The sequence below is a fragment of the Streptomyces sp. NPDC006610 genome, from assembly GCF_040611575.1.
GTDB lineage: Bacteria > Actinomycetota > Actinomycetes > Streptomycetales > Streptomycetaceae > Streptomyces.
In genome coordinates this window covers 83,192-105,117 of the sequence record NZ_JBEXOP010000006.1, presented here as the reverse complement: position 1 = coordinate 105,117, position 21,926 = coordinate 83,192, and the positions used below count along the sequence as shown (strand labels likewise).

At 72.9% G+C, this 21,926-nt stretch carries 20 protein-coding genes; 2 read left to right on the top strand and 18 right to left on the bottom strand.

Annotated elements, in window-relative coordinates; translation table 11 throughout:
- Positions 1–173 precede the first annotated feature (173 nt).
- Positions 174–743: a DoxX family protein gene (locus ABZY13_RS07115; protein WP_356627859.1), complete on the bottom strand. Its 570-nt coding sequence runs from the start codon at positions 741–743 to the stop codon at positions 174–176.
- Positions 744–1,305: 562 nt separating this feature from the next.
- Between ABZY13_RS07115 and ABZY13_RS07110 the strand changes: the two genes are divergently transcribed.
- Entirely contained in the window at positions 1,306–2,223 is a 918-nt protein-coding gene (locus tag ABZY13_RS07110; protein ID WP_356627858.1) for a LysR family transcriptional regulator, read from the top strand.
- Positions 2,224–2,547: 324 nt separating this feature from the next.
- Here the strand turns inward: ABZY13_RS07110 and ABZY13_RS07105 are convergent, their stop codons facing one another.
- The gene (locus ABZY13_RS07105) at positions 2,548–3,120 is read right to left on the bottom strand and encodes a CGNR zinc finger domain-containing protein (RefSeq protein ID WP_356627857.1); all 573 of its coding nucleotides are present in this window, start codon (positions 3,118–3,120) and stop codon (positions 2,548–2,550) included.
- A gap of 160 nt (positions 3,121–3,280) precedes the next feature.
- Between ABZY13_RS07105 and ABZY13_RS07100 the strand changes: the two genes are divergently transcribed.
- The gene (locus ABZY13_RS07100; protein WP_356627856.1) at positions 3,281–3,736 is read left to right on the top strand and encodes a VOC family protein; all 456 of its coding nucleotides are present in this window, start codon (positions 3,281–3,283) and stop codon (positions 3,734–3,736) included.
- A gap of 255 nt (positions 3,737–3,991) precedes the next feature.
- Here the strand turns inward: ABZY13_RS07100 and ABZY13_RS07095 are convergent, their stop codons facing one another.
- From ABZY13_RS07095 to ABZY13_RS07020, 16 genes are all read right to left on the bottom strand, one after another.
- Positions 3,992–5,104 carry a prephenate dehydrogenase gene (locus tag ABZY13_RS07095; protein WP_356627962.1) on the bottom strand — a complete coding sequence of 371 codons (1,113 nt, stop codon included), beginning with the start codon at positions 5,102–5,104 and terminating at the stop codon, positions 3,992–3,994.
- Positions 5,105–5,273: 169 nt separating this feature from the next.
- Positions 5,274–6,125 carry a class II aldolase/adducin family protein gene (locus ABZY13_RS07090; RefSeq protein WP_356627855.1) on the bottom strand — a complete coding sequence of 284 codons (852 nt, stop codon included), beginning with the start codon at positions 6,123–6,125 and terminating at the stop codon, positions 5,274–5,276.
- 55 nt (positions 6,126–6,180) lie between these two features.
- Positions 6,181–7,716 (bottom strand): FAD/NAD(P)-binding protein, encoded by a 1,536-nt coding sequence (locus ABZY13_RS07085; protein ID WP_356627854.1) that lies wholly within the window; start codon positions 7,714–7,716, stop codon positions 6,181–6,183.
- Between the two features lie 3 nt (positions 7,717–7,719).
- Complete coding sequence (locus ABZY13_RS07080) at positions 7,720–8,202, bottom strand: flavin reductase family protein (protein ID WP_356627853.1); 483 nt, start codon at positions 8,200–8,202, stop codon at positions 7,720–7,722.
- A gap of 313 nt (positions 8,203–8,515) precedes the next feature.
- Positions 8,516–9,988, bottom strand: a complete 1,473-nt coding sequence (locus tag ABZY13_RS07075; protein WP_356627852.1) for an MFS transporter — start codon at positions 9,986–9,988, stop codon at positions 8,516–8,518.
- A 52-nt stretch (positions 9,989–10,040) separates the two neighbouring features.
- Entirely contained in the window at positions 10,041–11,240 is a 1,200-nt protein-coding gene (locus tag ABZY13_RS07070; RefSeq protein WP_356627851.1) for an acyl-CoA dehydrogenase family protein, read from the bottom strand.
- Positions 11,241–11,539: 299 nt separating this feature from the next.
- Positions 11,540–13,192 carry an AMP-binding protein gene (locus ABZY13_RS07065; protein WP_356627850.1) on the bottom strand — a complete coding sequence of 551 codons (1,653 nt, stop codon included), beginning with the start codon at positions 13,190–13,192 and terminating at the stop codon, positions 11,540–11,542.
- Entirely contained in the window at positions 13,189–13,941 is a 753-nt protein-coding gene (locus tag ABZY13_RS07060; RefSeq protein WP_356627849.1) for a class I SAM-dependent methyltransferase, read from the bottom strand. The genes ABZY13_RS07065 and ABZY13_RS07060 overlap by 4 nt, the downstream gene beginning before the upstream one ends.
- A gap of 23 nt (positions 13,942–13,964) precedes the next feature.
- The gene (locus ABZY13_RS07055) at positions 13,965–14,918 is read right to left on the bottom strand and encodes a helix-turn-helix domain-containing protein (RefSeq protein WP_356627848.1); all 954 of its coding nucleotides are present in this window, start codon (positions 14,916–14,918) and stop codon (positions 13,965–13,967) included.
- 336 nt (positions 14,919–15,254) lie between these two features.
- The gene (locus tag ABZY13_RS07050; protein ID WP_356627847.1) at positions 15,255–16,115 is read right to left on the bottom strand and encodes a cytochrome c oxidase assembly protein; all 861 of its coding nucleotides are present in this window, start codon (positions 16,113–16,115) and stop codon (positions 15,255–15,257) included.
- Complete coding sequence (locus ABZY13_RS07045; RefSeq protein ID WP_356627846.1) at positions 16,112–16,606, bottom strand: DUF2243 domain-containing protein; 495 nt, start codon at positions 16,604–16,606, stop codon at positions 16,112–16,114. The genes ABZY13_RS07050 and ABZY13_RS07045 overlap by 4 nt, the downstream gene beginning before the upstream one ends.
- A gap of 8 nt (positions 16,607–16,614) precedes the next feature.
- Positions 16,615–17,292 carry a hemerythrin domain-containing protein gene (locus ABZY13_RS07040; protein WP_356627845.1) on the bottom strand — a complete coding sequence of 226 codons (678 nt, stop codon included), beginning with the start codon at positions 17,290–17,292 and terminating at the stop codon, positions 16,615–16,617.
- 17 nt (positions 17,293–17,309) lie between these two features.
- Positions 17,310–17,843 (bottom strand): hypothetical protein, encoded by a 534-nt coding sequence (locus ABZY13_RS07035; RefSeq protein ID WP_356627844.1) that lies wholly within the window; start codon positions 17,841–17,843, stop codon positions 17,310–17,312.
- Between the two features lie 169 nt (positions 17,844–18,012).
- Positions 18,013–19,188 carry a zinc-dependent alcohol dehydrogenase gene (locus ABZY13_RS07030; protein WP_356627843.1) on the bottom strand — a complete coding sequence of 392 codons (1,176 nt, stop codon included), beginning with the start codon at positions 19,186–19,188 and terminating at the stop codon, positions 18,013–18,015.
- Entirely contained in the window at positions 19,185–19,685 is a 501-nt protein-coding gene (locus ABZY13_RS07025; RefSeq protein WP_356627842.1) for a hypothetical protein, read from the bottom strand. Before ABZY13_RS07025 ends, ABZY13_RS07030 begins: the two co-directional genes overlap by 4 nt.
- A gap of 105 nt (positions 19,686–19,790) precedes the next feature.
- Complete coding sequence (locus ABZY13_RS07020) at positions 19,791–21,797, bottom strand: SWIM zinc finger family protein (protein ID WP_356627961.1); 2,007 nt, start codon at positions 21,795–21,797, stop codon at positions 19,791–19,793.
- Positions 21,798–21,926 lie beyond the last annotated feature (129 nt).

Genomic DNA, 21,926 nt, shown 5'->3' with positions numbered 1-21,926 from the left:
CCCGGCGCCGTCCCTCCGGATCCTCGCACGTCGACGCGCACGGTCCCGTGCACACGCTCACGCCCCTTCGGCAGCGGAGGATCCGCGCCCACCCCGCGGGAGTCGACGGCAGCATGCGGTGCGGAACGGAGCAGGCGAAGGGGCGTTCGGAGCTGCTGCTCCCGGACCACGGGTCACACGGGGGCCGAGGTCCCGGTCTCCGGGCTCGCCGACCGGCACGACGGACAACGCGCGAGCCGGAGTTCCTCCTCCGGGACGATGCCGGTCCCGGCGGGGACGCGGGCGGCCGCGGCGGCGACCGACAGGCACGCCGCCACCAGCACCAGGTTCTTGATGATGTACTGCCCCTCCAGCGAGGGGATCAGCGGGTGGCTCCAGACCTGGGCCGGGACGATCACGAGGGTGGCGAACACGCCCGCCATGTGGACGAAGAAGGTCCCCAGTACCAGGGCCGGCAGCCGCCCCGTGATCAGTCCGACCCCGATCAGCACCTCCATGAGGGCCAGGCAGGGCCGCGAGACCTCCGCCGGCACCATGCCGTGCGTCAGGACGCTCATGACGAGCGTGGCGATGTCCTGCGCGGGGCTCAGCGCGGGGAAGAACTTGAGCACGCCGAACCACACGTACAGCACTCCCACGCTCACGCGCAGGACAGCCGTTTCCCGGCGTTGGTATCCGGCGGCGAGGGACGCGAGCCGGCTCGGGTGCGGCAGTCCGCGGCGGGGCGTGCGAGGGCGAGTCATGAGAGTTCCTCGGTGTCGGTCGGTCGGCGCCGGGAGACGTGCACACATCGGCCACGGGAGTGGTCACCCGGCGTCGGTGGGCCGACTGCCTCGGGTCGTTTCGTCCCCGGGGCTGTGCGCGGGGGGACGCCGACAGGCACGCCGACCACGGCGATTCCATCTCCTTATGGAAGGTATTGCGCCGATGTGGCTCGTCACCGAGGGATCCGCAGATGCCAGCCATCGGTAAGTCCGATGGCCCCGTGCGCATGGCAGGGCCCCCGAATGAGCATCTTTTTCTAACGGCGTCATTCCCCTGGCCCGTTAGATTTTGCTCCTCACGGGACGGTCGAGGGCGGCAACAGGCGGTCTTGTGGCCGGTTCTGGCTCGTGGTTAGATCGAGAACCTAACGTACAACTGCTCTGTTAACCGTTAGTCCGGCAGCGGCCCGTCAGAGGGTCCTCCGGGGGAGGGCTGGGTTGTCGGAGATTGAACGATTTCCCGGAGCGCTGTCGGCCACCCCGATGAAGCAGCGGCTGAACGTGCCCGGGTCACAGTGGATTTGTTTCCTGGGGGACGAACGTGTCGTTGGATCTCGCTCTCTACCAGCTCAGAACCTTTCGCGAAGTGGCCCGGCTCGGCAGCTTCACGAAGGCCGCTCGCAGCCTCGGGTACGCGCAGTCGAGCGTGACGTCGCACATCCGGTCCCTGGAGTCCAGGGTCGGGATGCAGCTGGTGCACCGCTTACCCCACGGCGTCCGCCTGACGCACTCCGGGAAGATCTTCCAGGAGTACGCGCAACGGATCTTCCACGTGGTCGACGAGATGGCCACCGCCCTGAATCCGTCGGACGAGGCGGAAGGACGCACCGCCGTCGGCGCCTCCGCGCTCCTGCTGGAGAGCCGGATCGGTCCGCTGATCCGCGACTGCCGGTACCGGTACCCCAGGGTCCATGTCTCCCCGCGCCATCTGTCGATCGGCCGCGCCCGGGAGGCGGTGCGCGACGGCGAGGTCGATCTGGCCCTGGTCCACGGCGGCTGCGTCCCCGACGAGTGGTCCGCCGCCGGGATCACGGTCGTGGAACTCCCCGACCTGGAGGTGGTGCCCGTCGGTTCGGCGGCGCTCCTCGGCTCCCCCGGCCTCCCGCCGGCGCCGGCCTCGCCGCGCGTGCTCGTGGTCGACCCCGACTGCACGTCCCATCAGGTACTGGTCGCCGCCCTGCGCTGGGAACACGGCGTCGAACCCGAGGTCGTCGAGGCCGGCTCGGTGGCCGGCGCGCGGGAACTCGCGCGCGCGGGCCACGGCGTCGCGATGCTCCCCGTGGAGTCGGTCGGACAGACGCAGGAGCCCGACGGCCTGGCGGTGCTGCCCGGACTCCCGCGCCTCCGGTTGCCCGTGCGGGCCCTGTGGGCCGGGCCGGAGTTCGCGCTGTCGGCGGTGACCGCCGTCTGCCGCGTGGCCACGCAGGTCGGCCGGGAAAGGGCGGTGCAGACGGCCTGACCGCGCGTCGCGCGCCCGACGCCACGCCCCGCGCGGGGCGGGCGGGACGCGAAGCGGAACATCCGCGATCCGTCCCGCCCGCCCCGCCCGCCCTTCCTCTTCGGTGGGCGGGGCGGGCAAACGGCCCCATCGGAAATACCGATGCTCGGCATCGGTTCTCTCGCGGAACCGTCCGGAGTGAACCTCCCTAGCGTGTTCCGTGGCACATGAATACTGCACAAGGAGTGCGCGCGGGTGACAGGGAGTTGATGCGCCGACCCGCACGCCCGAGGACTGACGGACCCTGCCGGGCCGCAGGAGGGTCCGCCCGGTGCTCTTGCGCGGTCAGGCCCTCTTACGGCGTGCGTAGTGGCGCTGCGCCTTCGCCCGGTTGCCGCAGCCGGCCATCGAACACCAACGGCGCGTGCCGTTCTTGGACACGTCGTAGAAGTGGAGGATGCACTCCGGGTTGCTGCACGCCCGGATCCGCTCCGGCCGTTCGCCGAGCAGCCGCAGATAGTCCTCGGCCGCCCGCCACGCGGGCAGCCAGGACGGGGCGTCCACCTCGACGAAGGTGCCCGGCCCGTCCGGGCGGAGCAGGTGGCCCGTCCGGCCGCGCGCCAGCACGTCGTTGAGGGCTTCGATCGCGCCGGGATGCGGGCGCTGCGGGCTGGTGATCGCCTCGTCCAGAGCGGCGCGGGCCAGGAGCAGCCGCTCCAGCGTCTCGTCGTCCACCGGGATCGACGCGCCGTCGAGGGCCTGGCTCACCAGAGGGCTGGCGAGCCAGGTCGCCAGCCCGTCGAGCGAGTCCAGCAGGTCGTGGCGGCCGGAGGAGTCGATCCAGCGGGTGTTGAGCAGGTCGATGCCGAGGGGCTCGTCGGTCAGTGGGCGGGGGTCGGCCCCCGGGGTTGGCGGCACGGCGCGGCGTCCTTCCTCTGCGGTGGCGGCAGGGTCACACGACAACCATAACCGGTCATCCAGTGATCACGGGTTGACACTGCCGAATTCTAACCTCTAAAGTCATTTTCATCGGTCACGAGAGAGGCTCGTGACGATGAGTGAAGGCATGTGATTGACCATGGCTAAGGCGAAAACCCTGCAGACCGGTCACGTGGGACTGAACGTCACCGATCTCGAGCGCTCCCTCGCCTTCTACCGCGCCGTCTTCGACTTCGAGATCATGGCGGAGGGCAAGGAGGACGACCGTCGCTGGGCGTTCCTCGGCCGCGACAACCGGATGTTCGTGGCGCTGTGGCAGCAGAGCTCCGGTGCGTTCCCCACCGACCTGCCGGGTCTGCACCACCTGTCCTTCCAGGTGGAGACCATCGACGAGGTCAAGGCCACCGAAGAGGTGCTGCGCGGCCTGGGCGCCGAGTTCAACTACGACGGCGTCGTCCCGCACGGCGAGAACGGCACGTCCGGCGGCATCTTCTTCACCGACCCCGACGGCATCCGCCTGGAGATCTACGCCCCCACCGGTGCCGACCCGGCCGCCGCCCCCACCCCGGGCGCCCCCACCTGCGGTTTCTTCTAGGAAGCCCGCTGGCCCTTCGGGCGCCCGGTCCACCCGGGCGCCCGCCCCCCAGTTCTCAGAAGCTTCGCCGGCCCGGTCTCAGCGGCCTTCACCGGCGTCCCGGCCACGGGACGGCCGACGGCTGCTCCCCGATGCGGCAGCCCTGGCCCCGCCCCGGCGGCAGGGGCGCCGGCTGCCGCCCGAGAAGCCGAGCGGAGCGGTCCGTACCGACATCCCCCGGGGTAGGGACCGCTCCGCTCCTCGCGCTTGCCCGGCTCAGGGCTGCCGTGACAGCGGCCGGTCGGTTCCGGGGCGGACGCTCCACCCGTGGTCGGCGAGCCGCTGGGCCGTGGTCAGGACCGCCGCCGGATCGACCAGCAGCTCGACGAGGCCGCTGCGCTCGGCGGGCGAATGATCGATGGACACCTCCTCGACATTGACGCCGGTTCCCGCGACGGCGGCCAGCAGACGGGCCAACTCTCCGGGCTGGTCGCCGATGAGGACGCGCACCGGCGCCGTGTTCGACGGCCTCTCCCCGTGCTTGCCCGGTATGCGCGCATGTCCCCTGCCGCCGCGGCGGAGCAGATCGGTGACGCCGCGCACGCCGTCCGCCCGCTGCCCGGAGTCACCGGTGGCCAGGGCCCGCAGAGCGGCCACGGCGAGGGAGAGGTCCTGCGCGAGGTCGGACAGCACCTGGGCGACGGCCGGGGCGTTCGCCTCCAGGATGTCGATCCACAGACCCGGATCACTCCCCGCGATCCGGATGACGTCCCGCAGACCCTGTCCGGCGAGACGCGCCGCGTCGCCCTCCATGTGCTCCAGCCGTGCCGCCATGAGCGCGGCGACCACGTGCGGGGTGTGCGACACGAGCGCGACCGCCCGGTCGTGGGCCGCGCCGTCCATGACGACCGGGATCGCACCGCACAGCGCCACCACCTCCAACGCGCGGTTCAGGGTGGCCGTCGCGGTGTCCGGGGTCGGGGTGAGGACCCAGGTCCGTCCCTCGAAGAGGGCGGCCGACGCGGCCAGCGGGCCGGACAGCTCCCGGCCCGCCATCGGGTGTCCGCCGATGAATCCCGCCGGATCGGCGAGGGAAAGGACGTCCCGCCCCGGCCGCTCCTTGACGCTCGCCACATCGGTGTAGACGTGCGCCAGTCCCTCGGCCTGCTGTTTGGCGAGCACCTCGCCGACCCTGCCGGGCGGCACCGCCAGCACGGCGATGTCGACGGTCCCGCCGGGCGCGCCCACCGTGCCGGCGCCGAGCGCGGCGGCCGTGCGGGCCGCCGACTCGTCGATGTCGAGGAGGTGGACGGTGACGCCGCTGCGGCTGAGGGCGAGCGCGATCGACGTGCCGATCAGGCCGGTGCCCACCACCGCCGCTGTGTGAATCATGGTTTCCTCCGGTGGTCGACGGAGCCGGGCGGGCCCGTCCCGCGTCCGCTCATCCCGTCTGCTCGTCTCACTGGTCGCACCGTCGTACTCGTCTCACGGGTCGTCCTCGCCGCACGGGGCGCCCATGCCTCACAGGTCGCCCTTGTCCCCACTCGTCTCATCGGTCTCACTCGTCGAGCAGGTCGGGCTGCTCGGCGACGATCTCGTCCCACAGCAGCTGGAAGCTGAACCAGCCGAGCTGCTCGTCCCCGAAGCCCCGGCCGGCGGCCAGCGCCTGTTCGTGCGTCAGCCGCTCGGGAGTGCCGGCCGCCTGGGCGAGCAGCTGGACCTGGGCGCAGCTGTCGTAGGTGAAGAACCAGTGCACGGCCTCGTCCAGCGAGCCGCCCACCGTGATCAGCCCGTGGTGGCGCAGCAGGACGGCCCGGTTGTCCCCGAGCTTCTGCGCGATGTCCCGGCCCTGTTCGAGGGAGACGGAGGGGCCTTCGTACTCCCCGTACAGGACCTGCCGGCCGTAGAACGCCGCCGACTCCTGGTCGATGGGTTCCAGCAGCCGGCCGAGCGCCCCGAGTGCGCGGGAGTGCGCGGTGTGGCCGTGGGCGGCGGCGGTCGCGCCGGGGTGGAGTTCGTGGATCTGGGAGTGGATGACGAAGGCGCTGGGGTTGACGCGGTGTCTTCCGTGGACGACCCGTCCGGCGGAGTCCACGCAGATCAGGTCGGCCACCCGTACGTGCTTGAACGACACGCCGAACGGGTTGACCCAGAACCGGTCGTGGTGCTCGGGGTCGCGGACGGAGATGTGTCCGGAGATGCCTTCGCCGAATCCGTACTTGCCGAACAGGCGCAGGGCGGCGGCGAGGCGCTGCTTGCGGTGGCGCCGGGCCTCCTCCATCGTGTCGAACTCGGGCTCGCCGGGGATCGGCAGGCCGGTCGCCGTGTCCGCGAGGAACTCGGCGCGGGGGGCGGCGGCCGTGGTGTCGCGGTCCGCGGCCGGAGGGATCGTGTCGCTGATCGTGGTCATGAGGGCTCCGTTTCTCGGTGGTGGCTCCGCTGGGTCTTCGGGTGTGCCGCCCGGGCTAGGCGGGGAGCAGTGCGTCCCGCGCAGGGGCGGTGTTCTCGGTCGCGGCGTGCCGCAGGATGGCGGCGACGATGTCCACGCTCCGGTCGACCAGGGACGGGACGCCGAAGGTGAAGAACAGCGCTCCGGCGCCGATGGTGCCGAGCCCGTACAGGCGCGGGTCGGGCAGGCCGGCGCTGACGAGCCGGCTCGTGGCCCGCTCCAGGCGCAGCCCGCCGTGCGGGTGGGGGCTCGCGGCACGACTGTCGACGAGGGCGTTCACCAGGGGCAGGGCGCGCGTGGGAATCCGGCTCTCGGAGGCGCTGACGGCGTTGACCACGGTCCGTGCGTGGACGACCGACCCGTCCGACAGGACGGCGTCGAATCCGCCGCCCGGGCGCCCGGCGACCCCGCCGAGGCCCGCGCGGATCTCCAGCCGGCCCGCGTCGACGAGGTCGAGCAGCTGGGCCGCGCTGCCCGGCGGCATGGGGCAGCACAGGCTCATGATGGTGCGGTAGTGGGAGCGCAGGATCTCGGCCCGGTCCTTCTCCCGCAGCAGCGGCCAGACGTCGGGGCCGATGTCGGGGACGGCGTGCTGGAGGATGCGCAGCCCTCGGTCCGGTGCGTCCACGGCGGCGAACTGGCGCCGCAGCCGGTCCACCGGGGCCTCCCTGTCGAGGCCGGTGATCTCCTCGTACAGCGCGTCGAGGTCGGCGCCGGCCTCCCGGACCTCCCGCCCGACGAGGTCCGTCAGCTCGCGCAGGGACATCTCACGGCGCCCGCGGCCGAGTTCCCTCATCCGCTCCTGCGTGAGATGGCGCGGCTGGAAGGGCAGCGGACGCTGCCGAACGCCGGGCAGCGCGCCGCGCCGGGACAGCAGGCTGATCGGCCCCTGGTGCCCCTGGGCGACGAGGGAGAGAACGATGTCGACGGCCGTCAGCCCGCTGCCGATGACGGCAACGGATTCGTCCGGGCCCACCGGCCGCAGCTTCTGCGTGACGGGGTACGGGTCCGGGACGAAGCCCGGTGCGCCACGCAGCCCGTAGACGTCCTTGGGGCTGTCGCCGCCCACGCAGAGCACGGCGTAGTCGAAGGTGTCGGTGGCGCCGTGCTCGGTGCCCAGCAGCACCCGGCCGGAGATCCGCCGCGCCGTGGTGACGGCGGCGCCGACGAGGTCCACCCGCCAGCCCTGCCGCCGCAGTTCGGCGAGCGCCGCGTAGGCCGTCTGCTCCAGGTACTCGCCGTAGACGGTCCGTGGGGCGAACCGCACTCCGGAGAAGGGATCGGCGGCGGGGCCGTCCCCGACGAGGCGCGTACGGCCGTCGAGCCAGCGCTCGAAGTGGCCGGGGTCGCCGGCGCGCACCGACATGTCGTCGGGGGTCGCGTTGACCTTGACGCACTCACTGTCCACTTGATAGGCGCGGCCCCGCCACAAATGGGGCGACGGCTCGAAAACCGTAATGCTGCCCGGCTCGCCTTTCGCCTGGGCGAGCGCGTCGATCAGACATACCGCGGACGCTCCGCCGCCTATCACGCCAATGGATATTCCAGCCATGGGTCACCTGTTGCCGGTCGTCGGGGCGACGAGTCGATGGAATCCGCCGTGCAGGAATATGAGCGGCGAAAGGGAGTCCCGGATGCCGAGGCCGACGACTTCTCCGATGACGAGCTCGTGGTCGCCGGCCGGGACGTGGTTCCAGTAGCGGCACTCCAGCCAGGCCACCGAGTCGAGCAGCAGCGCGCCGGTGTGCGGGCCCGGTTCGGCCGGGAGGCTGTCGAGCGCCCGCCTGCGCTCGGCTTCGGGCCGGGCGAAGATCCTGGCCAGGTCGGCCGAGCCGGCGTCGAGTACGGAGACCGCCCAGAGCCGGGACGCCATCAGGTCGTCGAGGAACCCGGACCCGCGGCGGATGCTCAGCGACACCAGGGGCGGTTCCAGCGAGAGGGAGGTCAGGGAGTTGACGGTGAGTGCGCTGTGCCGCCGCCCGGACGGCGTATCGGTGAAGGTGCTCACCACGCACACTCCGGTGGCGAAATGACGCATGGCGGAACGCAGGTCCTTTTTCACTGCCGTTGTTTCCGGATGTGTTGCGGATATCTCGCCCATCATGAATCCTCTCCGAGGCGGGCCGATATCGCCGACTCTACAGATTGCTTTCACCCGCAATTTGTTGTGGCGCGCACCGGCGCTGGCCGGAATGTGCTTCGGTCCATTCGGATCCGGAATTTCGGCCGACGGTCCGGAATCCGCCGGCGGTCCGGTATCCGGCCGGTGACCGGGCGCAGAAAAGCCGGGGCCCCGTCCCACTCCTGCGCCTGGAGTGGGACGGGGCCCCGGTGCCGAGGGCCGGCGGCCGCTACCCGACGGCCGCCTTGCGGCGGGACGAGGCGCGCAGCGCCGCCACCAGGGTGAGCACCACGGTCACCGCGGACAGGCCGGTGATGACCCACAGGCCGTCGTGGTAGCCGGACAGCGAGGTGGCCGCCTCGCCGCCGCCGGTGTGGTCCGCCGCCATCACGGCGGTCACCAGGGCGAGCACGACCGCCGCGCCGACCTGGTAGCCGGTCTGCAGCACACCGGCCGCCACGCCCTGTTCGCCGTCGTCCACGCCGGTGGTGGCCTGCACGTTGGCGGCGGGGAAGGAGAACGGGAACGCCACGCCGATGAGCAGGATGCTCGGCAGGATCACCCACAGGTAGGAGGACGTCTCGTCGATCCGCAGGAACAGCAGGTACGAGGCGGTGTAGGCGACGAAGCCCATGAAGATCATCCACTGGACGCCGAACCTGCCGATGAGCTTGCCGGCCCGCGGCGCGATGGTGGCGATGAGCAGGCCGATGGGCAGGAAGGCCAGCGCCATCTCCATCGGCGACCAGCCGCGCAGCGACTGGAGGTACAGGCCCCCGATGAACTGGAAGCTCATGTACGTGCCGAGGATCGCGGCGGCGACCAGGCTCGCGCCCACCAGCGCCCGGTTGCGCAGCAGGCCCAGGCGGAGCAGGGGCTGCGCCGCCCGCCGCTCGATGACGACGAAGGCCAGCAGGAGCACCGCGGCCGCGGCGAGGACCAGCAGCGTGCGCGCCGCGAGCCAGCCCGCGTTCGGCGCCTCGACGATGCCGTAGACGAGCAGCAGCATCGCGGCGGTGATGGTGACGGCGCCGGCGACGTCGAAGCCGCCCTCGCCCCGCTGCGCGCGGACGTCCCGCGGCACCAGCACCACGGCGCCGGCGAACGCGAGGGCGGCCACGGCGACCGGGAGCAGGAAGGTCCAGCGCCAGCTGATCTCGGTGAGCGCGCCGCCGACGATGACGCCGGTGGAGTAGCCGACGGCGCCGCACGCCGTGTAGATGCCGAGGGCCCGGTTGCGCTGGGAGCCCTCGGGGAAGCTGGTGACGATGATCGAGAGGCTCGCCGGCGCGGTGAACGCCGCGCCGACGCCCATCACGAACCGCGCGGCGATCACCACGATGCCCTCGTCGGTCACCCCGCCGATCAGCGACCCCAGGGCGAAGACGGCCACGCCGATCAGGAAGATCCGCCGCCGGCCCAGGAGGTCCGCCATGCGTCCGCCGAGCAGCAGGAAGCCGCCGAATCCGAGGACGTACGAACTGACCACCCACTGCACCGACGCCGTGGACATCCCGAGTTCCGCCTGGATCGGCGGGACGGCGATGCCGACCATGATGTTGTCGAGCGCGTCGAGGAAGAACGCCGCGCAGACGCTCACCAGCAGGCCCCACTGGCGGAATCCCCAGGATGCGGTGGCCTCCTGGCCCTCCTTCCGGTCCGGGACCGTCGGTTCGACTTGCACTTCTCCGGAAGCTGCCATGAACTGTCCTGATTCCTTGAGTGGGGTCGGGTGGTTCGGCGCGACGCCGGGGCTAGCCCTTGAGTCCCAGGGGGAAGGGCGCGTAGGGAGTCCCGCCGAGCAGGTGGGCGCCCGCGGACTGCACGATCTGCTCCTGGGCGAGGATGTGCTGGCACATGGTCTGCAGGTCGCGCATCCAGCGGTCCAGCGGTGAGCCGCGGTAGATGGACGCCGTGCCGACCAGGTCGCACAGGCGGGTGACGATCCTGCGCGCGGTGCGGAAGGAGTTGACGCGCGCGAGCGCGGAGGAGACCTGCTGGTCCGGGGTCGGCGCGGTGCCGGACTCCAGCCGCTCCCACAGGTCCTCGAGCGTGCCGTAGACGGCGTAGCGGGCGGCGGCCAGCTCCATCTCGCACTCCCCGATGGCCGTCTGCACCCGGTAGGTCTCCGCCCACGGCGTGCCCGTGGCCTTCTCGGTCCGCTCGGCCGCCAGCTCCCGCACGTGGTCGAGGGCGGCGCGGGCGACGCCGAGGGGCACGCCGGACACGTTGCCGAGGAAGGCGTCGGGGGCGGCGAACGGGCCGACGCCGCGCGGGGCGGTGAAGTCGAACGACCGCTCCTCGGGGACGAACAGGTCGGTCATCCGGTAGTCCATGCTGCCGCTGCCGGCGAGACCCGTGGTGTGCCAGGTGTCCACGATCTCGACGTCCTCGCGGCGGACGAGCATCAGCCGCCAGTTGACGGGGGCGCCGTCCGCGCCGGGCTCGGGCTCGCCGTCGCTGTGGACGACGCAGCCGCCGACGACCCAGTCGGCGTGGGTGACGCCGCTGCCGAACGGCCAGCGGCCGGTGACGCGGTAGCCGCCCGGCACGCGGTCGGCGCGGCCGACCGGGAAGATCAGGCCGGCGGTGATGGCGTCGGGGTCGGCGAGCATCTCCTCGACGACCGCCTCGTCGAGGTATCCCGCGTAGATCCAGGTGTCCATGCCGATCATGGCGCACCAGCCGGCCGCGGCGTCGCCGTAGGAGAGCGCCTCGATGACCTCGGTCTGCTGGGCGAAGGTGAGTTCGGGGCCGTTCCAGGCGCGCGGCATGCCGATGCGGAAGACGCCGGTGTCGCGCAGCAGCTGCACCGCGTCCTGGGGCAGGTGCCGGTTGCGGGCGATCTCCTCGGAGCGCGCGCGCAGCAGGGGGGCTGCCGCGCGGGCACGCGCCAGGATCGTCTCCGGGGTGAAGGTCTCGGGGGCGGGGGTGGGGGTCTCGGTGATCGTCATGGAAGGCTCCTCATGCGTGCCGGTGTTCTCGTCGTTCGGATGTCGGGTGCGCCGGCGTCCGCCGGTCCGGTGCGGGGCGGCCGATGCCCTCCGCCCTCGCTCCACGCGCCCTCACGCTAGGGACGACCGCGCCGTGGCCGTCGCGTGATCGCGCACGCGATCTGGTACGTCCGTACATGGCGCAGCGCGGTCCGGTGCACGTGACTGAACCCCCATGAGTAACTGGCGATCCAGACTTTAGGGGTTAGGACAGCGTCCGTGCAACCACTGATTCGCGGATGAGTAGTGAGGGGGTCGGTTCAGGCCGCCGTGCGTGACGCCTCGAACCGCTCCCGCAGCTGGGCCCGGCGCAGTTTGCCGATGCCGGTCTTCGGGATGTCCTCCTTGGGGACCGGGACCACATGGCCGACCGCGATCCCGAGCGTTTCGGCCACCCGGTCGCGGACCCGGCGGCAGGCCTCGGACACCTCGGTCCCGCCGCGCGGGTGGAAGAAGACCGCCAGCTCCTCGCCCCGCCCGTCCGCCCCCGTCACGAGGGACGCCACGGTGTACGACGGCGTCACGAAGTCCAGTTCCTCCACCCGGGCCTCGATCTCATGGCCGTGGTAGGTGACCTCGCCCAGCCGGATCGCGTCGTCGGCCCGTCCGGTGACCGTCAGCACGCCGTTCTCGACGTACGCCAGATCACCGGTGCGGAACCAGCCGTCGGCCGTGAAGGACCGCCGGTTCTGTTCGCTGTTGCGGTAGTAGCCTGCGGTCACGCAGGCGCCCGTGACCTGGAGGTGACCGGTGACGCCGACGGGTACGGGGGTGTCGCGCTCGTCGACCACGCGCACGGACGTCCCCGGCTGCGGCCGCCCCACGGGCACGTGCCGGTCGTCCTTCGCGCCGACCGACCAGAACTCGCAGTCGGCCACGCCGGAGGACGTCTCCGACATGCCCCAGCCCGGGTGCATCGCGTCCCTCGGCAGGCCGAACGGGGACAGCAGCTCCAGGAAGCGGCGGACCACGCCGCTGCGGACCGCCTCCCCGCCGTTCATGATGTAGCGCAGGCGGCCGAGGTCGAAGGACCGCCCGTGGAGCCGGCCGGCCTGGTCGTTGATGAGGCCGAAGGCGAAGTTGGGGGCCCAGGTGGTGTCCACCCGGTGCCGGTCCATGGCGTCGAGCCACCGCAGCGGGTCCTGGAGGACCCACTCGAGCCGGGCGTGGACCTGGTGGCAGCCCAGATACACGTCCCGCGCGTGGAACATGACCAGCCCGCCCACGTGGTCCAGCGGCATCCAGTTGAAGCTGCGCGTCGTGCCGTCGAGCCGGTTCGACCGGACCGTGGCCGCGGTGCGGCTGAGCACGTTGCGGTGGCTGAGCACCACGGCCTTGGGCACGCCGGTGCTGCCGGAGGTGAGCAGCAGCACCGCGGTGTCGTCGGGGGAGGCCCGGTGCCGGGCGGTGTCGGGCGGGTGGGACAGCAGGCCGCCGACGTCGCCGAGCCACGCGGACGCCCACAGCGGGTCGGCCGTGACCTCGGGCACGATCCGCTGCCCCGTCCCGGTGATCACCTTCGGCTTGCCGTGGCCGTTCCAGACCCGGCGCAGCAGTTCGGGCGCCGCCGCGCGCTGGTCCGCGGTCGCCCCCGCGCTGACGGGCATCGGGACGAAACCGCCCAGCACGCAGCCCCAGAACGCCGCCAGCAGCTCCCGGTCGTCGGCCGTCTGCAGGATCACCGTCTCGCCCGGCGCGACCCCGGCGGCGCGGATGCCGCGGAGCAGGCGCGAGGCCTCGTCCAGCAGCTGCCGGTACGTCAGCGCACGCTCGGAGCCGTCCGGCCCGATCAGGAGCAGCCCCCCGTCGGGTCCGGGCGCCGTCGCCGCCCGCACCAGGGCCTCGCCGAGGTCCCGGACGTCGGGCTCGGCCGCCGGGCCGCCGTCCAGCCGGGAAAGATCCGTGCCCGTCATGCCGACCCCTCTCCCGCGCGGGAGGCCACGATCACCAGCGGGCCCCGCCCGTGGCCGGGCGCCGGCTCCTTGCGGAACCCGCCGTACTCGGCCGTCACCGCGAGCCCGGCGTCCGCCAGCAGTTCACGGACCTCCGGTCCGGTCAGGACGGCCTGGTCGAAGAAGTTGTCGTACAGCGACACCTGCCCGTCGGCGTCGCGCACCAGCAGCGTCTCCTCGTTGCGCCAGGTCGCCGCGTGCGGGTTGACCGACTGGCGGGCGAGCCGGGTGATGAGCACGCCGTCGCCGCGGTGATGGGCCACCGTGTGCTGCTGGTAGCTCTCCACGAAGTTGAGCAGGTGCCCGAACTCCAGGACGACATGGCCGCCCGGCAGCAGTTGCTCCGCCGTTTTGCGCAGGACCTGGCGCAGCTCGGTCCGCGGCAGCTGGTTCAGCGTCATGAACAGGCTGTAGACGAGGTGGAACCCCTCCTCGGAGGTGAACCGCTCGGCGCGTTCGTGGACGTACGCGACGCCCTCGCCGCCCGCTCGCCGGGCGTAGTCGATGAAGCGGGCGCTCTGGTCCACGCCCACGCAGGAGAATCCGCGGGCGCCGAGCTCGCGCAGAGTGGTACCGGTTCCGCAGCCGAGGTCGAGCACCCGGCCGCCGTCCGGCACGTACGACGCGAGGAAATCGGTTTCGGCGGCGAGATCGCGAAAACTCCGCCGTATGATCTCGTAGTACTCACCAGGGAATTCGAAACTGGACAACGCATCACCTTTCGCTCGATGATTCAGCCGGCGAACGCGACCGACCTTTTGTTCTTGCGATATTCTCGAGGGCTGATGCCGTACTCCTCCCGGAACAGGCGGCTGAAATGGGAGGCCTCGTAGAATCCCGACCGCTCCCCGATCAACGCGATGGAGAGATGGTCGAGCCCCGGGTCGTCCAGTTCGGACCGACATCGGGCCAGCCTTTCGCTTCTGATCCACCGGGCCGGGCTGGTACCGCGCTCGTGGAACAGTTTCTGGAGATAGCGCAGCGACACATTGTGATGCCGCGCCACGGTCAGCGGACTGAGATCCGGATCGGCGAGCCGCGCTCGAATATGGCCCTGAATGGTGAGCATCAAGGCATTTCTGTCGACGCCCTGTTCGGCGGCGACCGCGCGTATTCGCTCCGCGAAGAGGGCCGCGGCCAGACCCGCCACGCTGCCGCCCAGGAGGTCGATCGCGGTCTCGATCTCCTCGCCGTACCGCTCCAGTCCGACGAGCAGGTCCGACATCAGGGCCCCCAGGCCCTGGGAGCCGTACCACGCCCTGGCGGTGAGCAGTTCGGCCTCCTTGGCGGTGAGGCCGATCAGCTGGTGCGGCAGCCGGAGCGTCACGATGCGGAACGGCTCCGGCATGAGGACCCGGTAGGGACGGGAGCTGTCGTAGCAGACAATGCGCGATCCGGAGGCCACCGACCACCGGCCGTCCTGGAACACCTGCACTTCACCGACGAGCGGCCGGCACACCCCGACGAACGGCTCGGCGCCGTTCCCGATCATCCGGCCATTCCCGATCAGTTCGTACGGCCCGCCCTCGACAATGGAAACCCGCACCCGGCCGAACTGCCGAGAGGATGTGGTCCCTTCCATTTCCTCGTCGTGGGTCCGGACGATGTGCAAACGGCTTTGCGGCTCGCAGGCCGCCCTCCCAAGGAGGGTTTCCTGGCGGAAACGTGGCATATCGACATGCTGCATCGAACCCCCCGAATGATTGGGACTCCGGTATGCGGCTCCTCCGCTGGTCCTTCGATATGTGAACACGCCGGCAGGCCGGTTCTCTACATCAATCGAAACCTCTGATAACGCGTTTCCGATCCGGCCGGTAACCGTGCGCGATTCGTCAACCGCCACCCCGGCGACCGCGCTAACGTCGCGGACATGAGCGTTTTCGTTGTGATCACTGAACTCTTCACCCGGCCGCACCGCGGCGCCGGCCGGGCACCGCCGTTTCCCGACATCCCTGCGCGAGGAACCCGTTCGCGTGAGGCGCGGCGAGGGCCGGCGACCCGGGCGCCGGGGATGGGGGAGGGACTACCCGGCTCCCCGCAGAGTCGGCCTGCCCGGCCCGTGCACGGCTGGCGGTCCGGACCGCTCCGTCGCCGGCCTGCGGCGGCGCCGGGCCCGGCCGCCCGCCCGGTACCAGGTCAGGGCCAGCACCGCGCCGAGGGCTGCCTCGGCCAGGTCGCCGCCGTAGTACATCACCTGCGCCCCGACGCGCAGGTCCGCGGCGGCGAAGGCGGTACCGGGCGGCGGCTGCGCGTACAGGGTCTTGGCGAGGACGGCGTGGGCGGCGCCGGCGGCCAGCAGGGTCGCCCCGCGCAGCGGCAGGCCCCAGCGGCGGCGCACCGGGTCGAGCCCGCAGACGGTGAAGGCGAACAGCAGCCCGGCGGCGAGGACGTGCGCGTGCACGGCGGCGTGCAGCCACGGTTCGTGCAGCACGGCCGCGAACAGGTCCGTGCGGTACAGCAGCCACAGCCCGCCGACGTCGAGCAGGGCTGCCAGGGGCGGGAAGAGCAGCGGGCCCGCGACGCGGGAGTGTGCCAGGGCGGGCAGCGCCCGGCGCGCCGGACCGGGTGGCAGGGCGCGCAGGGCCAGGGTGAGCGGCCGGGCCACGACGAGCAGCAGCGGAGCCGCCATGCCGACGGCCACGTGCTGGACCATGTGCGCGGTGAACGGCCCGCCCGGCAGCGGACCCGCCACCGCCCAGGCCGCGCCGGTGCACCCGGCGGTGAAGGAGACGTCCCGCCACCAGGGCCAGTGGTCTCCCCGCCGCCGCAGCCGGGTCGCGCCCGCCGCCCAGCAGGCGACCGTGACCATCGCGACCGCCACGGCGACCGGTTCCCACAGGCCGGGTCCCGCGGCGGGGCCGGGGTGCGCGTGCGCGAGCGTCAAGGACCCGCTCCCGCTCCGCCGCGGCGGGTCGCGCGGACGGCCAGGGTCACGCCGGTCAGGAACAGCGCGAGGCCGGCGAGGTTCCACGCCCAGTCGTAGGGCGTGACGTCCACGCCGTAGCGGATCTGGTGCAGGCGCAGCAGTTTGTGGTCCACGATCCCGTCGAACAGCTGGAAGCCCCCGGCGCCCAGGAAGAACCCCGCGCGGGCATGGGCCGGGGCGAGGGCGTGGCGGCGGCGCAGATCGGCGTGGAGGAAGAAACCCGCGACCAGGGCCAGCAGTTCGGCGCTGTGCAGCAGCCCGTCGGACAGCAGGCCCACGGCGGGGGTGGAGCGGTCGTAGAAGTGGTGCCAGCCGAGAATCTGGTGGAAGACGATCTCGTCGACCGCGGCCGTCACCGCCGCGCCGATCACCGCCCACACCGCCGTCGACCTGCGCGGCTCGGACCGGGCGCCGGGCGCCGGGGGCGGCTCGGCGGGTGCGCCGCTCATGCCGGGATTCAGCGCCGTTTGCGCAGGACGGCGGCCGCGGCCACGGAGAGCAGTACCGCGCTCAGCGCGCCGAGGACCTTCCGGATCGCGGCCGCGGGAAGGGGCAGGCGGAGGGCGTCGCGGATGCGGTCGTAGACGCTGAGGGGCACGCCGAGGAGCGCGTTGCCGGGCGGGCGCCGGGGGATGGCGGGGTGCGGGTGCGTGGGGGCGCTCATGCGCACCGTCTCCCAGGCCGTGCCGAGGCGGCGCAGGGCGGCGGGGTCCAGGGCCTCCTGGAGCCGGGGCAGCAGGAAGTCCTCCTCGTCGCGGATGTCCTCCCGGATCAGCGCGAAGACCCGGCGCACCCGTTCCTCGCGCTGCGGGTCGCCCGGGTCGAGGCGCTCGACCTCGGCGACGAGGTCGTTGATCTGCTGGTGCTCCTCCTCGACGCGGGCGGTCAGCTCCTCCCCGTCGGCGACCGAGCGCCGCACCACCGGCCACAGCACGGTCTCCTCGGCGAACGCGTGGCTGAAGACGAGCTGGGTGAGTTCCCCGAAGATGCGTGCGCGTTCCTCGTCGTCGCCGTCGGCGGCGTGATAGCGGTCCATCAGCCGGTCGATCTCGGCGTGGTCGCGGCGCTGGCGGGCCAGGACGCTGCCCTGGCCGCCCAGCTGTTCGACGGTCTGGTCCTTGATGGTGCCGGGCATGGCGGCTCCCTTCGGGTTCACCGGGTGTGCGCGTCCTTGCGGGGAAGGGGCCCCACTCCGGTGCGGCGGCCCGGGCGCAGGGCTGCGTGGCGCTGCCCCGGGCCTGGTCCGTCGCGGGCGGCGAGGGCGTCGGCGACGACCCCGGTGGCGAAGGCGTAGACGGCCTTGTGCAGAAGGTCCACGACGAGTTCGCGGCGGGGCCAGGTGGAGGGCGGGGCGCCGACGCCGGTCGCGTTCTCCAGCAGTTGGTCGTTGGTGAGACGTACGACGGCGAACTGGGCGGAGGCGAGCGGTCCGCGCAGCCCGGCCTGGGCCATGGCGGAGCGCAGCACGCCGAGAAGGGCGGCCTGGCCGTGGTGCATGGCCCAGTTCACCGGCAGCGGCTGGGCCCCTGGGCGTTCGGGCAGTCCGGTCAGACGCTGCAGCACCCGGGCGGGCACATGGGAGTCGGGCCGGCCGGTGACGGCCTGCTCGATCTTCTCGCCGAGGGTCATCACGACGGCGCCGGCGGCGCCGGCGACCAGTCCTTGCCACACTGCCCGCTCGATCATGTCCCGCCGGGTACCCGGTGCGGGCGCCTTCATCCGCCGTCCCGGCCGCGACCACCGTCCCGGCCGCGACCACCGTCCCGGCCGCGCGCACCGTCCAGGTCGCGTCCGCCTGCCCTGTGGCTGTGGCGCCGGCCGTTCCGCCCGCATCCGTCTCCCCGCTCCCCGGCCCTCAGCCGCCCGGGCGGATGACCGCGCGCACGCAGCCGTCCGTCTTGTTCTTGAACATGTCGTACGCCCGCGGCGCCTCCTCCAGCGGCACGGCGTGGGTGGCCAGATGGGCCGTGCTCAGCTCCCCGGCGGCCAGACGTTCCAGCAGCATCGGGATGTAGCGCTGCCCGTGCATCTGGGCGCCCCGCACGGTCAGGCCCTTGTTGACCACCGCGCCGAGCGGGAACTTGTCGACGGCGCCGGCGAAGACGCCGAGGACGAAGACCGTGCCGGCCTTGCGGCAGGCGTGGACGGCCTCGCGGACGGCGGTGGGGCGGTCGGTCTGCAGCCGCAGCTGCTGCTTGGCCTGGTCGTACAGGTGCACCGGGGTGTCGCTGTGCGCCTCCATCCCGACCGCCTCGATGCACACGTCCGGACCCCGGCCGCCGGTGCGCTCACGCAGCTCGGCGCCGACGTCGGTGGCCGTGTAGTCGATGACCTCGCTGCCGATGTACTGCTCGGTCATCGCCAGCCGCTCGGGAATCCGGTCGATCGAGATCACCCGTTCGGCGCCCTTCAGGATCGCCGCGCGGGCCGCCATCTGGCCGACGGCGCCACACCCCCACACGGCGACCACGTCACCCGGCTTCACGCCCGCCAGGTCGGCGCCCATCCAGCCCGTCGGCACGGAGTCCGACACGAACAGGGCGCTCGTGTCGTCCACGCCCTCGGGGACGGGGAAGGCGCCGTAGTCCGCGAAGGGCACGCGCACGTACTCGGCGTGGCTGCCGCGCAGTCCGCCCATCGCGTGCGAGTAGCCGAAGATGCCGCCGGTGTCGGAGCCGTAGAGGGCCTGCCCGATGCCCGGGTTGGTGTTGGTGTTGTCGCACAGCGACCACAGGTCGTTGGCGCAGTACCAGCAGCGGCCGCAGCCGACGAAGGAGCAGACCACCACCCGGTCGCCCGCCCGGTGCCGGCGCACCTCGGGGCCGACCTCGACGACCTCGCCGAGGAACTCGTGACCGATGACGTCCCCGGCCCGCATGAAGGGGATGTAGCCGCCGATGAGATGCAGGTCGGAGCCGCAGGTGGTGCCCGCGAGGAGTCGTACGATCATGTCCTGGTCGTTGCGCAGGACGGGATCGGGCACCTCCTCCACGGCCAGTTTGTTCACGCCTTCCCAGCACAGCGCCTTCACAGCACTCCCTCCCCGCCCGCGCGTCGGGTGAGCAGCCCGACCAGCTTCCCGCCCGGTGTTTCGCGGGTGGTGGGCGGCGCGTCGGGTTCGAGCACCTCGCCCGTCTCCAGCAGCGACTTCGCGTCGCGCAGGGCTCGGCGCAGGTCCTGGCGCGGGTCCCGGCCGGCGAGACGTGCGGCCAAGCCGTGCGCGGCGCCCTGCCGGGGTTCCCTGAGCCGGATCGCCAGTTCCGTCCCCCGGTCGCCGGGTGCCGGGCCGATCCGTGTCTCGATCCGGTCGCCGTACTCCCGCAGCGGCGGCGGGAGCGTGCCGGGCCGGATGTCGACCGGGTCGCGGTTGACCGTCACCGTCAGCCAGCGGTCCGCGGCCGAGGGGTCCGCGGGGCCCGCCTGCGAACGCCGCATGACGACGACGGCCCCGGCGGCGAGTCCCGCGGCGACCGCCCACAGTGCCGTCCCGGAGCGGGTCGCGTCGGGGGTGCGTGCGCGCGTGGTCATCGTGCCTCCGTGTCCTTCCTCCGGTGAGGGCGCGGATGAGCGCCACGCCGCCGCGAGTACCCACGCGCACGCGCCCCTACCGGTGGGGTCCGCGACGCGCGGTGGTCACGGCCCCGGAGCGCCGAGGCCGGTCAGGGCGCCGACCGGGTCGGTGTCGGGAGTGCCGCGGGGCCACCAGTCGTCCTGGCCCGGGTCGGACTCGTACGCGTACCAGAGGCCGTCGCGGCCGAGTCTGAGCTGGACGTGGCCCAAGGGGTGGGTGAGGCGGTTGCGCCAGGGGCGGAAGGCGGGGAGGTCGGCGGCGAGCAGCAGCGGGCGGGCGCGGTCGAAGCGGCCGGCCGGCGGGTCCCAGGGCTCCTCGAGGACGGCGAGCCCTTCGGGGCCGCCCTGCCGCCAGGCGGCGACGGCCCGTGCCAGCTCGGCCGGGGTGCGGCCGGCCGCGGCGGCGAGCGAGGAGTACAGGGTGCGGGTGCCCGCGGTGAGGCCGGAACCGGGGCGGGCCGCGGCGAGGCGTACGGCGTCCTGCCACAGCGTCAGTTCGCCGACCGGGTCGCGTCCGGTGGCCAGCAGTGCGTGGGCGCGGGCCGCGGCGTCGGTGGCGAGCTGGTCCAGCGCGAAGGGGTCCGGGCCGCCCGGCGCCGCCGGGTAGACGGGCGGCTGTCCCGGGTGCGGGGGCAGGGGCGACGGGGCCGGCAGCGGCGGGAGTTCGCGGGGGGCGAGGGCCTCGGTGGCGCGTACGCCGGGCAGTTGGGCCGGGGCGCGGTCCTGGGCGGCACGGGCCGCGCGCGCGGCGCTGAGCCGGGACAGCGCGTCGAGCAGCGGGCGTTCGCCCCGGCCGCGCAGCAGGAACAGCACGAAGGGGTCGGCGTCGAGCAGCCGCGCGGTCTGGTAGCAGAGGGCGGCGGCGTGCTTGCAGGGGTGGCCGCTGTCGGGGCAGCTGCACCGGGGGTCCAGGTCGCCGGGGCCGGGCAGCAGGGGCACGTCGCCCTCGGCGAGGGAGTGGGGCACCTCCTTGTCCAGCAGCGCGGCGATGTGCCCCGGCCGGTCGGCCGCGGCGTCCAGGAACCGCTCCCAGTCCGCGTCGTCCAGCGTCCGCAGCCGCACCTGGACGCGGTACGGGCGGGGGCGGCTGCCGTGTACGTAGGCGAGCACCAGGCCGGGTTCGACCGTGATGGCGGCCACATGGCCCTGCTCGGCGTAACGGCGTCCGCGCGCCAGCCGCTTGGCGTCCAGCGCGCCGTCCTCCAGCGCCGTGATCCAGGCGTTGCCCCACCAGGTCGTGGCGAACCGGGCGTCGTCCTCCCTCCGGCGGGGCGGGAAGGCGGGGAAGGTGCGGCGAAGGTCGCCGTCGCGATGGGGGGCGGCCGGGGAGGACGGGGTGCTCACGACGTCGGCGCGTGACTCCCCCGCGGTGCGCGAGCGCCTGCTTTCGGACGCGCGGGCGGTCGGGGCCCGGCGAGGGCGGGCGGCAGCCGTCGCGGCGCGGGCCGCCGCCACGGGCGAGGGCACGGGCGACGGCGCGGGCGCGGGTCGGCGCGTTGGCGAGGGCGAAGGGAGGCGCGAGGGTTCGGCGTCGCCCGCTCGTGCGTCCACACGGGACCGGCGTACCTCCGCCCGCGTCGCCTCCGCCTCCGCCTGCCGTTCACGCCGGGCGGCGCGCAGTGCTTCGCGGGCGAGGTCGGCGGGGCGGGTGTCGGGGGTCGGGGCGAAGGGGGCGGGTGTGGAGGGGGCGGTCGGGTCGGCAGGGTCGGCCGAGGCAGAGGGGGTGGGCGTCTCGTCGCCCGCGCGGTCGCCGAGGACCGTCGGCGGGTGCGCCTCCGGGATTTCGGCGGCGTGGGAGAGGGGGTGGGAACCGGAGCTTGAGCCCGAGGTTGAGCCCGAGGTTGAAACGAGGTCGGAGGAGGAGACGAGGTCGGAGGCGGAGACGGTGTCGGTTCGGTCCGCGTCGTTCGCGGTGGCAGCGGGTTTCCGGGCGGGCGGGTGCGGGTCTTGGTCCGGGTGCGGTTCGGAGTCCGCGCGCCGGTCGGAGTCCGCGCGCGGGTTATGGTCCGGGTCCGGGTGCGGTTCGGAGTCCGGGTGCCGGTCGGAGTCCGCGTGCGGGTTTTGGTCCAAGTCCAGGTGCGGTTCGGAGTCCGCGTGCCGGTCGGAGTCCGCGTGCCGGTCGGAGTCCGCGTGCCGGTCGGAGTCCGCGTGCCGGTCGGAGTCCGCGTGCCGGTCGGAGTCCGCGTGCCGGTCGGAGTC